The following is a 13,879-nucleotide window of genomic DNA, read 5'->3' as shown; positions in this document are numbered from 1 at the left end:
AGGTCACGTGCCCTCACCGTCATTCCCGCGAAGGCGGGAATCCAAGGACGTTCCATGCTTTCACGCAAGGATTTCCGCCCCATGGCCTCGCGCTTCCGCTAAAGCGTGAAAAGTCCCTGGATTCCCGCCTTCGCGGGAATGACGGTGATGTGGTTTGCCGGTGCGGGAGTGCCCAAGCGTGTGGAGCCTGGGTCCTGGCCCTCGCTGGCTTTAGCCCCTCTCCCAACGGGAGAGGGGTTGGGGTGAGGGGCAACGAAGCCGAAGCGGTGAACGTCGTCTATCGCACAGCGCTGCGCTGTTGCTTTCGCTGGAATGACGTTGATGTGGTTACTGGTGCCGGAGTGCCCACGTGTATAGAGCCTGGGTCCCGGCTTTCGCCGGGAAGACGGTTTCAAAGAGGCTACTGAGCGCCGGAAAGAATCGCGCGCGCCCTCACTCCGCCAGAACCTTCCCATAGATCCCGGCCATCTCCGCGCCAAAACATGCGAACACCACGCGGACCGGCGCGTCGTGCGCACCGAGCCATGCCCGCACCTCGCGCACCGCGATCGGCACCGCGCGTTCGGGCGGATAACCGTAGATGCCGCAACTGATCGCCGGAAACGCGATCGACGCGACGCGCTGCTCCATCGCCAACCGCAGCGACTCGCGATAGCAGGAGGCGAGCAGGGCCGCCTCGTCCGAATCGCCGCCGTGCCAGATCGGCCCGACGGTGTGGATGACATGCCGCGCAAGCAGCCGGTGGCCGCCGGTGACGCGTGCCTCGCCGGTCGGGCAGCGCACGCCGGGGCGCACCTGCGGCAGTGCGCGGCATTCGTCGAGCAAGCCGGGGCCTGCCGCGCGATGGATCGCGCCGTCCACGCCGCCACCGCCGAGCAGGCTTTCGTTCGCGGCGTTGACGATGGCGTCCACGTCGAGAGTGGTGATGTCGGTTTGGTGGATTTCGATGGGCATGGTGGGTTCTTGGCGGCGTAGAGCAACAGCGCAGCGCTTCGAGACAACGACAGTTCGCCGTCTCGGCTTCGTTGCCCCTCACCCCAACCCCTCTCCCGGTGGGAGAGGGGCTTCACAGCGACCCCTCTCCCGACGGGAGAGGGGCTCAACACCGCGCGGGCCTAACGATTACGGCAACGACGCCAGCCACTCATCGTCCGACCCCTCGTTCACGCCTTCGAACAGGAACGTGGACAGGTAGCGTTCGCCGGTGTCGGGCAGCATCGTGAGGATCACCGAACCTTCCTCGGCGTTGCGCGCGACTTCCAGCGCCGCGGCGGCCGTGGCGCCGGAGGAGATGCCGACGAAGATGCCTTCTTCCTGCGCGAGGCGGCGCGCGGTGTCGCGGGCGAGGACGTCGTCGATCGGCAGGATCGCGTCGGCGACATCGCGATTGAGCACTTCCGGCACGAAGTCCGGCGTCCAGCCCTGGATCTTGTGCGGTTGCCATTCCTTCCCGGCCAGCAGCGACGCGCCTGCGGGTTCGCAGGTCGTCACGCGCACTTCGGGGCGCGCGACCTTCAGCACTTCGCCCACGCCGGTGAGCGTGCCGCCCGTGCCCCAGCCGGTAACGAAGTGATCGAGCCGGCGGCCGGCGAAATCGCGCAGGATTTCCGCCGCCGTCGTCTGCCGGTGGTAGGCGGGATTGGCCGGATTGGTGAATTGCCGCGCGAGGAACCAGCCGTGCTTCTCGGCCAGTTCGGCGGCGCGTCGCACCATGCCGCTCCCGCGCTCGGCGGCAGGCGTGAGGATGAGTTTCGCGCCGTAGGCGCGCATGAGCTTGCGGCGTTCCATCGAGAACGAATCGCTCATCACCGCCACGAACTTGTAGCCGCGCGCCGCGCACACCATCGCCAGCGCGACGCCGGTGTTGCCCGAGGTCGCTTCGATGACCGTGTCGCCGGGCTTGAGCTGGCCGCGCGCTTCGGCGTCCAGGATGATCGCCAGCGCGAGGCGATCCTTCACCGAGCCGCCGGGATTGAAGGCTTCGACCTTCGCGTAGAGCGTCACGTGCTTCGGCGCGAGGCGGTGCAGGCGGACCACCGGGGTGCGGCCGATGGTGTCGAGGATGCTGTCGTGGATCATCGGGAAACTCCTGGGGTCGGGGCCTGAGGGCGAAGGGGCCTGGAGCGGGGACGCAGGACGCGGCCGGAAGCGGCCATCGGCAGGCGCCGATGCGCCGTCGCGGCCGTCCACGAGACCGTCATCGGAGAGTGCCACAGTCGGGTGTCAGATCCCGTTCGGTACCGTCTGGAACTCGGGCCGCCGGTCGGAAGCCGGCCTTGCGCGATCTGGCGCCTGCGGCCGTTTGCGCAATGAGTTGTCAACCAATGGGCTACGCAGCCGTTGATGCCCGACCGCTAGAATCCCCGGGCTCCAACGTCACACCACGTCAGTTCCCTCCAGGCGATCGCATGCGACCTTGTTCCAGATTCAGTTTTCGCGCCCTTCGTGCCGGCCTCGTGCTGGCCCTTGTCGGTGCGACCGTCGCATGCGGCAGCAATGGCGCCGAGCAACGCAAGGACGGTGGCGGCGATCGCCCCATCCCCGTCACCACGCAGCAGGTCCGCATGCAGCCCTTCAGCGACACGCTGCTGGCGCTGGGCAACGTGAAGGCGCGCGAATCCATCACCGTCACGGCGAAGGTCAGCGAGACGGTGCAGCAGGTGCATTTCGAGAGCGGCGACGTGGTGGCCGCCGGCGCACCGCTGGTCACGCTCACCGGCCGCCAGCAGCAGGCCGCGTTCGAACAGGCGCAGGCCACCGCGAACGAAGCCGAGCGCCTCTACCAGCGCCAGCGTGAACTCGCCGACCAGCAGCTGGTCGCGCGCTCCACGCTCGATACGCAGGTGGCGTTGCGCGATGCCGCGCGTGCGCGCGTCGCGCAGATGCGCGCCGACATCGGCGATCGCGTGATCCGCGCGCCGTTTGCGGGCGTGCTCGGCATCCGCCAGGTCAGCCCGGGTGCGCTGGTGACGCCGGGCACGGCGATCGCCACGCTCGACGACACCGCGCGCGTCTACGTCGATTTCCCCGTGCCCGAGGCGATGATCGCCACGCTCGGCGTCGGCCAGCAGGTCGCCGGCACGAGCACGGCGTATCCGGGTCGCACGTTCGAAGGCCAGGTCAGCACGGTCGATGCGCGCGTGGACGAAGCCACGCGCTCGGTCGTGGTGCGCGGCGATTTCGCCAACCCGGACCGCGCGCTGCGCCCGGGCATGCTGCTGCAGGTGCGGTTGTCGCGCCCGGAGCGCCAGGCGCTGCTCGTGCCGGAAATCTCCATCGTGCAGGTTGGTACCGATTCGTTCGTGTACCGCGTGAAGCCCGATTCGTCGGTCGAACGCGTCGACGTGAAGATCGGCGCGCGCCGCGAAGGCCTGGCCGAAGTCACCGAAGGGCTGAAGGTCGGCGACCGCATCGTCGTCGACGGCACCGGCAAGCTGCGTGTCGGCGCGCGCATCGTCGACGCCGCCGGAGACAAGGTGCCGGCGGGCGAAGTCGGCGCGGCCACCAAGAGCAGTTCGGCCAAGGCCGGCTGACCACAGGGCGCATGCGATGAACCTGTCCGACCTTTCGATCCGACGACCCGTCTTCGCCACGGTGATGAGCCTGCTCATCATCGTGCTCGGCGTGATGGCGTTCTCGCGACTGACGCTGCGCGAACTGCCGGCGATCGATCCGCCCATCGTGTCGGTGCAGGTGGAATACCCCGGCGCTTCGGCGGCGGTGGTGGAAACGCGCATCACGCAGATCCTGGAAGACGCGCTCGCCGGCATCGAAGGCATCGAGACCATCGAATCGCGCAGCGTCAACGGCCGCGCCTCGATCAGCATCGAGTTCACGCTCAACCGCGAGATCGAAGCGGCCGCCAACGATGTGCGCGACGCGGTGAGCCGCGTGCTCGACCGCATGCCGGACGAGGCCGATCCGCCGGAAGTGGAGAAGGTCGAATCGGACGCCGATCCGATCCTGTGGCTGAACATGAGCTCCACGCGCATGGACACGCTGCAGCTGTCGGACTACGCCGAGCGCTACGTGGTCGATCGCCTGTCGTCCGTCGACGGCGTCGCGCAGGTGCGCATCGGCGGCCAGCAGCGCTACGCGATGCGCGTGTGGCTCGATCGCGACGCGCTCGCCGCGCGCGGCATCACCGTCAACGAAGTGGAAAACGCGCTGGAAGCGGAGAACGTCGAGCTTCCCGCCGGCCGCATCGAATCCAACGCGCGCGACTTCACCCTGCGCGTGGCGCGCAGCTACCAGAAGCCGGAAGACTTCGCGCAGATCCCGTTGGGCAAGGGCACCGACGGCTACGTCGTGCGCCTGGGCGACGTCTCGCGCATCGAACTGGCCTCGGCCGAGCGCCGCGCGTATTACCGCAGCAACGGCGAGCCGAACATTGGCCTGGGCATCGTCAAGACGTCCACCGCCAACAGCCTCGACGTCGCGCGCGCCGTGCGCGAGGAAGCCGAGAAGGTGCAGAAGACGCTGCCGGAAGGCACGAAGATCTTCGTCGCCTTCGACACGACGATCTTCATCGAGTCCGCCGTCGAGCGCGTGTACCACACGCTGATCGAGGCGATCGTGCTGGTGCTGGTGGTGATCTGGCTGTTCCTCGGCAGCTTCCGCGCTGCACTCATTCCGGCAGTCACCGTGCCGGTGTGCCTGATCGCCGCGTTCATCCCGCTGTATCTGTTCGGGTTCTCGATCAACCTGCTGACGCTGCTCGCACTCGTGCTCGCGATCGGCCTGGTGGTCGACGACGCCATCGTCGTGCTGGAAAACATCCAGCGACGCACGGACCTCGGCGAGCCGCGCCTGGTCGCCGCCAAGCGCGGCACGCAGCAGGTGGCGTTCGCGGTGATCGCGACCACCGCCGTGCTGGTCGCGGTGTTCCTGCCGGTCGGCTTCATGGAAGGCAATACGGGACGCCTGTTCCGCGAGCTGTCGGTCGCGCTCGCCGGCGCGGTCGCGATCTCGGCCTTCGTCGCGCTGACGCTGACGCCGATGATGTCCTCCAAGCTCGTGCGCCCGCATAACCAGGAGAAGTCGAACTTCATCCACCGCTGGGTGAACGCGCGCCTGGACGGCATCACCACGCGCTATCGCGGACTGCTCTCGCGCACGACGGCGCTGGCGACCTCGCGCATCTGGCTGCTCGTCGTCGGCGTGATGCTCGCGACGATCGTCGTGAGCGGCCTGCTGCTGAAGCTGGTGCCGTCTGAACTCGCGCCGGCCGAAGACCGCGGCTCGTTCCAGATCATGATCCAGGGCCCGGAAGGCGCCGGTTTCGACTACACCGTGAACCAGGTGCAGCAGGTCGAGAAGATCGTCGCCGCGCACACGGGCGAGGGCCAGACCATCCAGCGCTACAACCCGCGCGTGCCGGGCGGTTTCGGCGCGAGCGAGGAAATGCACACCGGCCGCATCGCGGTGTTCCTGCAGGACTGGAAGGATCGCAAGACCTCCACCGCCGAGGTCGCCGATTCGCTGCGCGCCGAACTCGGCAAGCTGCCCGGCGTGCGCGCGATGCCGCAGGTCTCCGGCGGCCTGGTGCGTTCGCGCGGCCAGCCGATCAACATCGTGCTCGGCGGCCCGGAATACGCCGAACTGGCGCAGTGGCGCGACAAGCTGATCGCGAAGATGGAAGCCAACCCGGGCTTCTTCTCGGTCGACTCGGACTACAAGGAAACGCGCCCGCAGATGCGCGTGGAGATCGACCGCCAGCGTGCGGCCGACCTCGGCGTGCCGGTGACCGACATCGGCCACGCGCTGGAAACCATGATGGGCAGCCGTCGCGTCACCACCTTCGTGCAGAACGGCGAGGAGTACGACGTGATCGTGCAGTCCGACCGCGAACTGCGCGCCTCGCCGGAAGACCTCGCGGCGATCCAGGTGCGTTCGCGCGACGGCGGGCTGATTCCGCTGTCGAACCTGGTGACGCTGCGCGAGCTCGCCGAACCCGGCAGCCTCAACCGCTTCAACCGCCTGCGCGCGATCACCATCAGCGCCGGCCTGACGCCGGGCTATCCGATGGGCGAGGCGATCAAGTGGCTGGAAGACAGCGTGCGCACGGAGCTGCCGGACCACGCGCAGATCGACTGGAAGGGCGAATCGCGCGAATACATCCAGGCCGGCGGCGCGGTGCTGCTGACCTTCACGCTTGCGTTGCTGGTGGTGTACCTGGTGCTTGCCGCCCAGTTCGAAAGCTTCATCCATCCGTTCGTGATCATGCTGACGGTGCCGCTAGGCGTGCTCGGTGCGCTCATCGGCCTGGCCGCGACCGGCGGCACGCTCAACCTGTTCAGCCAGATCGGCATCGTGATGCTGGTGGGCCTGGCGGCGAAGAACGGCATCCTGATCGTCGAGTTCGCCAACCAGCTGCGCGACGAAGGCCGAAGCATCCGCGACGCGATCGTCGAGTCCTCGTCGGTGCGCCTGCGCCCGATCCTGATGACCTCGATCGCGACCGTCGTAGGCGCCGTTCCGCTGGTACTGGCCGGCGGCCCGGGCTCGGCCAGCCGCGCGACCATCGGCATCGTGGTCATCTTCGGCGTGTCGTTCTCGACACTGCTGTCGCTGTTCGTCGTGCCGGCGTTCTACGTGCTGCTGGCCAAGTACACGCGTTCGCCGGAAGCGGTGAGCCAGGAGCTGGAGAAGCTGGAGGCGAGCACGCCGTCGGTGGGCGGGCACGCTTGATGTGGTAGTTCCTTCTCCGCTCGGATGATTCTGTCCCCTCTCCCGCTGGCGGGAGAGGGTCAGGGTGAGGGCAGCCGGCCGATATCGCTTCGGTTGCCCTCACCCCAACCCCTCTCCCGCTCGCGGGAGAGGGGCTATGAGCGCGGCGCTTCCGTTCGACCTGAACCGCCATTCCGCCACCGAATGGCGGGCCGGTTACCCTGTGCGCATGCCCGCCCTCGCGCCCAGCTCCCGTTTCGAAACCGAACGCCTGACCGGCGAGGGCTTCGTCCTGCGGCCCTGGCGTCCGGCGGACCTGGAATCGCTGCTGCATCACGCGAACGACGCGCAGGTCGTGCGCGGCCTGAGCAGCCGCTTCCCGCATCCGTACACGCGTCGCGACGGCGAGCGCTTTCTCTCCGGCGAAGTGGTCGACCTGGACGATCCGGTGTTCGCCATCGAGGTCGATGGACACGCCTGCGGCGGCATCGCCGCGCGACCCGGCGACGGCGAGCGCGGGCAGTCGGCCGAACTGGGTTACTGGCTCGGCCGCTCGCTGTGGGGCCGCGGGCTGATGACGCGCGTGGTCGCGCTGTATGCGCCGTGGGCGATGCAGCGCATGGCGCTGTTCCGCCTGCAGGCGACGGTGCTCGATTTCAACGAGGCCTCCGCGCGCGTACTGCTGAAGAACGGTTTCATCGAAGAGGGCGTCGCGCGCTGCGCCCTGTTGAAGAACGGCGAACCGCACGACCTGCGCGTGTTCGCCAAAGTGAGAAGGAGTCTGTGTGACGCACCGTGATCCCCCCAGCCGCCCGCCGCGCGGGCCGCGTCCGCCCGGCCCGCCCTCGCGCGATGGCGCCTCCCCGTGGGGCGGCACGCACGTGCGCAGCCGCAAGGAGCGCTTCGAAGACAACACCACGCGGTTCCGCCGCGATCGCGCCGAACACGACGCGCAGACGCACGGCGGCCGTCACCGCGATGCGCCTGCACACGACACGCGTGCGCACGAAGGCGAGCACGACGGCGAACACGCCGCGCATCCCGCGCGCGAACGCCGCAGCGCGGAGCTGCGCCTGTACGGCCTCAACGCGATCCACGCGGTGTTCTCGCGCCGCCCGCAGGCGATCCGCAAGCTGTACCTCGCCGAATCGCGCATCCCCGCGTTGCAGCCGCTGCTGAAGTGGTGCGTCGCCAACCGCGTGGGCTATCGCGTCGTCGACGAAACCGACCTGCACAAGCTCGCCGCGAGCAGCCATCACGAAGGCGTGGTCGCCGACGTGCTGCGCGAGGAGCCGGCCGCGCTGTCGACGTGGCTGCGCGACCTGCCGTCTGGCCCCCAATGCGCGATCTGGCTCGACGGCGTGGGCAATCCGCACAACTTCGGCGCGATCCTGCGTTCGGCCGCGCACTTCGGCGTCTCGGCGATCCTGCTGCCGAAGCATTCCAACCTCGCGTTGTCGGGCGCCGCCGCGCGCGTGGCCGAAGGCGGTGCCGAAGCGGTCCCGCTCGTGCGCCTGGGCCGCGAGGACAACGCCATCGCGCAGTTGCGTAGTGCGGGTTTCACCCTCGCCGCCACCGTGGTGAACGGCGGCACCGACGTCTTCGCTGCGCCGCTGCCCGAACGCACGATCTACGTGCTCGGCGCCGAAGGCGAGGGCATGGATCGCGAACTCGCCGCGGCGTGCGACCTGCGTCTGTCGATCCCGGGAACGGGGCTGGTGGAAAGCCTCAACGTGGCGTCCGCAGCGGCGGTGCTGCTGGCGGCGTGGAAGGCGAAGCGGGGCTGAGGCTCTACAGGCGGCAAGGCCATGTGCGCCGCCGCCCTGGCAAGCAGCGTTCCTGCTCATCGTGCCCGCCCGTCATTCCCGCGAAGGCGGGAATCCAGGGACGTTTCATGCTTTCCCTGTGAGATTGCCGTGGCGTGGCGCACACCACCGCCACCTGATCCATGCCGCGAAGGCGTGGAAAGTCCGTGGATTCCCGCCTTCGCGGGAATGACGGTGGAATGGTTCATCGCATGCGGAGTGCCCGTGCGTTTCGCGCCGGAGTCGAGGGGCTTCACTTCAAGCGGAGTGCCCGAAATGTACGGGCCTGGGTCCCGGCTTTCGCCGGGATGACAGCATCTGCGTGCCGAGGTGCTTCGCCTGCGAACGCACGCAGCCTGCGAACGCATGCCCCCCTACGAACGCGCGTCGCCCACCCGCACCGGCAAGCACGCCCGTATGCACGTCCCCGCACCGGGAACCGTTTCGATGTCGAAGGTGCCGCCCAGGTGCGTGGCGCGTTCGCGCATGGCGATCAGGCCAAGACCGTGCACGTGGTCGGGATCGAAGCCGCGGCCGTCGTCGATGATCGACAGCAGGATCTGATCGCCACGCGGCGCGAGCAGCACCGTCACCTGCGTCGCGCCGGAATGGCGCAGCACGTTGGTCAGCGCTTCCTGCGCGATGCGGAAACACGCCAGTTCGACCCTGGGATCCGGGCGATCCAGCAAAGGCGCGAGGTCCACCTCCAGCGCGGGCGTGCCGCCGCGGCGGAAGAGCCGCTCGCACTGCCAGCGCAGCGCGGCGACCAGGCCGAGCGCGTCCAGCTGCGGCGGACGCAGCAGGATAGAAAGGTCGCGCAGCTTGGCGATGGTCAAATCGGCGATGCCGACGATCTCCTCGACGATCTCGCGGCGGCCCGCCTCGTCCTCGCCTTCGAGGGACGTCGCCGACATCTTCATCGCCGAGATCGCCTGGCCGATGTCGTCGTGCAGTTCGCGCGAGAGCGTGCGGCGTTCGTTTTCCTGCACGTCGATCAAGCGCGCGTTGAGTGCATGCAGTTCTTCCTGCTGGCGTTGCAGGTGCGCGGCCAGTTCGACCTCGCGCGTGTCCGAACACGTGCGCCGCAGCATCGCGAACAGCAGAACCGCCACCAGAGGCAGCGACAGCGCATTGGCAATCCAGTGCGCGGCATCGCCGAAGAAGCGGCGCAGTTCCAGCGCCAGCGCGGGCGCGACGAGCGCCATCCACACCACCGCCAGCGCGGCCATCGCCAGCGACAGCAGGAACCCGTTGCGCCCACGCAAACGGGCGCGCAAACCTGCGCGCCCGTCCGGGGTGTGCCCTGGAGACCCGGTGGGTCCCGTCGGCGATGGAGGGATCTGGTTCATCCCGTCATGTGGAGGATCAGAAGAGTTCGACGCTACCAGCATCCATCGACTGCTGCATCACGGCCTTGTGAGGCGGACGCTCCCACTCGGACTTCATCTGGGCGATGCGCTGGCCGAGCTGATGCAGGGCCTGGCGGACCTCGGCATCGGCGCGGTCGGCGTTGTGCAGCAGCTGGTGCAGGGCGGTGGCTTCGCGGTTGATCGCGCTCAGGCGGTCCAGGTGCGTGGTGGCCGCGCCCAGGGCCTGGGTGGCGATGTCCTCGAACTGCAGCGAACGCACGGCCTCGGCGACGGAACCGTCGATGGCGCGACCGCAGTCGGCGATCTCGCGCATGCCGTTGCCCAGGCCACGGTTGATGCCGTCCACGCGTTCCAGCATCGCGGCGGCTTCGGCGCGGGCGCCGCGGGAGCGGTCCATGTCGCGGGAAGCCATCGTGGTGACGGTGTCGCGGACGCGGGCGATGGCGTCCTTGGAGCTGTGCGCGAGCTTGCGGATCTGTTCGTTGAACGCGGTCGAGCGCTCAGACAGGTTGCGCACCTCGTCGGCGACGACCGCGAAGCCGCGGCCCGCCTCGCCGGCACGCGCCGCTTCGATCGCGGCGTTCAGCGCGAGCAGGTTGGTCTGGTCGGCGATGGACTTGACGTCTTCCAGCAGCGCGAAGATGCCGTCCAGGTGCTCGGCCATCGCGTCGATGTGCGTGACGGTGGTGGTGCTCTGGCCGCTGACGGCTTCCAGCGCTTCCACCAGCTGTTCCATCTGCTGGCTGGCCTGCAGGGCGAAGCGCGAGACATCCACGCCGCCGTGTTCGCCGTCGGTGCGGTCGATGATGCGCGAGACCACTTCGCTCTGTTCGCGCGACTTGCGGTTCACCGCTTCGAAACTGGTGCCGAGCTTGGCGACCGATTCGCGGATCAGCACGCGGGTGCGGTCGATCTCGCCGCGCGAGCCCTGCACTTCGGAATTGACGAAGTTGCGCAGGTCATCGAGCAGGCGCGTCTGTTCGCGCAGCATCGCCGCGTCGTTATGGCTGGGACGCTGCATCGTCCAGGCGAAGCCCAGCCACGCGAGCGTCATGGCGACGAGCGCGCCCCATTGTACGGCGGCGGGCCAGTCCATCGCTTCGGCGGCGATGAGCAGGGTCGTCAGCACCAGCGGTGCTGCAAGGCGAATCAGTACGCGGGAATCCATCTTCGATCTCACCGAATGGGGCAACCTAGATAACGGCGGGCGGGGGCGGTGCTTTAGGTGAAAAGCGCTTGATTCGTGCGGCGTGTCGTGGCTGTGACGTGCTGCGCGTTTTGACGTTTCTTCGACAGCGCTCGGGTGCGGGGAGGCGAACCATGTCGCGGTGCGTTCGTCTTGCTTGCTGTCATCCCCGCGAAGGCGGGCATCCAGGCTTGCGCGCGTCAACGCTTCCGAAGGACGTGACGCGCCGGAGACATGGATTCCCGCCTTCGCGGGAATGACGGCACAAGAGGTGGCGTGACGGCGAAGCGCCAACGCCCGCCCGCAAGCCGTTACTCGTGCGCCGTTCCCGTCAGCAGCTTCTGCGCGACCAGCGAAAGCGGCACGGTTTCCTGCGCGGCGCCCAGCGCGACTGCGGCGCCGGGCATCCCCCAGACGACGCTGCTGGCTTCGTCCTGCGCGATCGTGGCCGCGCCGGCCTTGCGCAGCGCGAGCAGGCCGCGCGCGCCGTCGTCGCCCATGCCGGTCAGCAGGGCGGCGCTGGCGTTGGCGCCGACGTGTTCGGCGACCGAATCGAACAGTGCGTCCACGCTGGGGCGATGCCGGCGCACCGGATCGTCGTCGCCGAGGCGGCAATGCCAGCGCGCACCGCTGCGGTACACGCGCAGGTGGCGGCCGCCCGGGGCGACGTAGGCGTGGCCGGGCAGCAGTTCCTGGTCGCGCTCGACGTGGATGACCGTCATGCGGCTGTGGCGGTCCAGGCGGTCGGCGAAGGGCGCGCTGAATGCGCCCGGGATGTGCTGCGCGATCACCGTCGCGGGCGCGTCGGCGGGCATCTGCGAGAGCACTTCGCGGATCGCCTCCGTGCCGCCGGTGGACGCGCCGATGGCGATCAGCCGGTGCGTCGTGCGATACGCCACCGGCGGCGTGGCGATCGTTTCGCCCGCGCGCACCGGTGCGGGCGCGACGACGCGCGCCTTCGCGGCCTGCTTGATCTTCTCGATCAGCAGCCCCGCGTATTCGGTCAGGCCGCGCGCGACGTCGAGCTTGGGCTTGGCGATGAAATCCACCGCGCCGAGCGCGAGCGCATCCAGCGTGACCTGCGCGCCGCGCTCGGTCAGCGTGGACACCATCACCACGGGCATCGGGCGAAGGCGCATCAGGTTGCGCAGGAACGTCAGGCCGTCCATGCGTGGCATCTCGACGTCGAGCGTGAGCACGTCCGGATCGAGCTGCTTGATCTTGTCGCGCGCGATGTACGGATCGGCCGCGCTGCCGACGACGCGGATGCCGGGATCCTCTTCCAGCAGCTGCGTCATCAGCTGGCGCACCAGCGCCGAGTCGTCGACGACGAGCACGCGGATCGGGCCACGCGCGGCGGGATTGCCCCGCTCGGAAAGACGGACCGCGTTCATCAGAACAACTCCACGCTGCCGCTGGCGACCGGCTCGCGGGCGAGGCGACCGTAGTAGGCGCGTTCGGCGTCGACGATCACGTCGTTGCGCGCCGACGGCAGGCGCTTGACCAGCGTGCGCCCGGTCTGCGCGAAGAAGCAGACCTTGCGCGGGTGGATGTCGCCCAGGTCCTGCGCCATCACGGGGATCTGTTCGGCGCTGAGGTACTCGAGCACGAAACTCGCGTTGCGCGTGCCGATTGGATCGCTGTAGAAGCCCGACAGCACGTTGCCGCCGCCGAAGACCTTCGCCATCAGGCGCGAGCGTCGCGCGCCGCGCTTGAGCAGGTCGTTGATCAGCAGTTCCATCGCGTGCGCGCCGTAGCGCGAGGACACCGAACCGGCTTCGCCGCCGGGCAGCATGAAGTGGTTCATGCCGCCGACCTGCACCAGCGGGTCGTACAGGCACGCGGCCACGCACGAACCCAGCAGCGTGACCAGCGCGATCGGGCGGTCGGTGACGCGGTAGTCGGCCGGCAGCAGCTTGATCGCCTCGGTCTGCAGGACCGGATCGAAATAGCTGCCCGGTTCGACGGCGGGGCGGGCGGGGCTGATGGCGACGTTCATGGCGGTCACTTGCGGCCGGCGGGGCGGTAGGTCGTGCGTCCGCACGCGGTGACCAGGTCGTGCGCGTGGCCGAAGCTTTCCGAATGGCCGGCGAAGAGCAGGCCGTCGGAGGCGATCAGCGGCGCGATGCGCGACAACACCTGGTACTGCGTGGCCTTGTCGAAATAGATCATCACGTTGCGGCAGAACACCGCATCGAAGCCGCCACGCAGGCCGTAGTCGTCGTCGAGCAGGTTGAGCGGGCGGAATTCGATCAGCGCCTGCAGTTCGCGCTTCACGCGGCACAGGCCGGCGTTGTCGCCGCTGCCGCGCTGGAAGAACTGGCGTCGACGCTGCAGCGACAGGCCGTTGATGCGTTCCACCGGATACACGCCGCGCGCCGCGGTCTGCAGCACGTTGGTGTCGATGTCGGTGGCCAGGATGCGCACCGGCGGCGTCATGGTGCCGTACGCCTCGCAGGCGGTGATCGCCAGCGTGTACGGCTCCTCGCCGGTGGAGGCGGCGTTGCACCAGATCGACGCGCCGTCCCTGCAATGCGTGCGCAGGTGGTCGGCGAGCATGTCGAAGTGGTGCGACTCGCGGAAGAAGGAGGTGAGGTTGGTCGTGAGCGCGTTGATGAAGCCCTGCAGCTCGGCGTCCGGATCGGACTCGACGTAGTCGAGGTAATCGCCGAAGCGGTCCAGGTCGAGCGCGCGCACGCGCCGTGCGAGACGGCTGTACACCATGTCGCGCTTGTGCGGATGCAGGTGGATGCCGGCGTACTCGCGGATCATCTTGCAGACGCGGCGGAAATCGCGGTCGTCGAAGGTGAATTCGCGGTCGTCGGAGGTGCGCGGGGAAGGACGCATGG

The 13,879-nt window shown here is 68.6% G+C and carries 11 protein-coding genes; 4 read left to right on the top strand and 7 right to left on the bottom strand.

What is annotated here, in order from left to right; translation table 11 throughout:
- Positions 1-432: 432 nt before the first annotated feature.
- Both ABIE51_RS17000 and cysK read right to left on the bottom strand, forming a co-directional pair.
- Positions 433-954: an O-acetyl-ADP-ribose deacetylase gene (locus tag ABIE51_RS17000; protein WP_192631557.1), complete on the bottom strand. Its 522-nt coding sequence runs from the start codon at positions 952-954 to the stop codon at positions 433-435.
- Between the two features lie 168 nt (positions 955-1,122).
- Positions 1,123-2,079, bottom strand: coding sequence for a cysteine synthase A (cysK, locus tag ABIE51_RS16995; protein WP_157031086.1), 957 nt, complete (start codon positions 2,077-2,079; stop codon positions 1,123-1,125).
- A 329-nt stretch (positions 2,080-2,408) separates the two neighbouring features.
- Here cysK and ABIE51_RS16990 point away from each other — a divergent pair, with 329 nt between their 5' ends.
- The 4 genes from ABIE51_RS16990 to ABIE51_RS16975 all read left to right on the top strand — a co-directional run bounded on the left by ABIE51_RS16990 (position 2,409) and on the right by ABIE51_RS16975 (position 8,456).
- Positions 2,409-3,533 carry an efflux RND transporter periplasmic adaptor subunit gene (locus ABIE51_RS16990; protein ID WP_115843988.1) on the top strand — a complete coding sequence of 375 codons (1,125 nt, stop codon included), beginning with the start codon at positions 2,409-2,411 and terminating at the stop codon, positions 3,531-3,533.
- Positions 3,534-3,549: 16 nt separating this feature from the next.
- On the top strand, positions 3,550-6,690 hold the full coding sequence (locus ABIE51_RS16985) for an efflux RND transporter permease subunit (protein WP_157031085.1): 3,141 nt from the start codon (positions 3,550-3,552) through the stop codon (positions 6,688-6,690).
- Positions 6,691-6,898: 208 nt separating this feature from the next.
- The gene (locus ABIE51_RS16980; protein ID WP_192631755.1) at positions 6,899-7,468 is read left to right on the top strand and encodes a GNAT family N-acetyltransferase; all 570 of its coding nucleotides are present in this window, start codon (positions 6,899-6,901) and stop codon (positions 7,466-7,468) included.
- The gene (locus tag ABIE51_RS16975; protein WP_253337622.1) at positions 7,455-8,456 is read left to right on the top strand and encodes a TrmH family RNA methyltransferase; all 1,002 of its coding nucleotides are present in this window, start codon (positions 7,455-7,457) and stop codon (positions 8,454-8,456) included. The genes ABIE51_RS16980 and ABIE51_RS16975 overlap by 14 nt, the downstream gene beginning before the upstream one ends.
- Positions 8,457-8,848: 392 nt before the next feature.
- Here the strand turns inward: ABIE51_RS16975 and ABIE51_RS16970 are convergent, their stop codons facing one another.
- The 5 genes from ABIE51_RS16970 to ABIE51_RS16950 all read right to left on the bottom strand — a co-directional run bounded on the left by ABIE51_RS16970 (position 8,849) and on the right by ABIE51_RS16950 (position 13,877).
- Positions 8,849-9,751, bottom strand: a complete 903-nt coding sequence (locus ABIE51_RS16970) for a sensor histidine kinase (RefSeq protein WP_192631556.1) — start codon at positions 9,749-9,751, stop codon at positions 8,849-8,851.
- Positions 9,752-9,839: 88 nt separating this feature from the next.
- A complete protein-coding gene (locus tag ABIE51_RS16965; RefSeq protein ID WP_192631555.1) occupies positions 9,840-11,012 on the bottom strand; it encodes a methyl-accepting chemotaxis protein in 1,173 nt (390 codons plus the stop codon).
- A 329-nt stretch (positions 11,013-11,341) separates the two neighbouring features.
- Positions 11,342-12,424: a protein-glutamate methylesterase/protein-glutamine glutaminase gene (locus ABIE51_RS16960; RefSeq protein WP_192631554.1), complete on the bottom strand. Its 1,083-nt coding sequence runs from the start codon at positions 12,422-12,424 to the stop codon at positions 11,342-11,344.
- A complete protein-coding gene (gene cheD / locus ABIE51_RS16955) occupies positions 12,424-13,017 on the bottom strand; it encodes a chemoreceptor glutamine deamidase CheD (protein WP_386840401.1) in 594 nt (197 codons plus the stop codon). Before cheD ends, ABIE51_RS16960 begins: the two co-directional genes overlap by 1 nt.
- 17 nt (positions 13,018-13,034) lie before the next feature.
- Entirely contained in the window at positions 13,035-13,877 is an 843-nt protein-coding gene (locus ABIE51_RS16950; protein WP_157031081.1) for a CheR family methyltransferase, read from the bottom strand.
- Positions 13,878-13,879: the final 2 nt, after the last annotated feature.

The sequence above is a fragment of the Lysobacter sp. OAE881 genome (genome assembly GCF_040546665.1).
GTDB classification, from domain to species: domain Bacteria; phylum Pseudomonadota; class Gammaproteobacteria; order Xanthomonadales; family Xanthomonadaceae; genus Lysobacter_J; species Lysobacter_J soli.
This window is presented reverse-complemented; position numbering and strand designations above follow the sequence as displayed.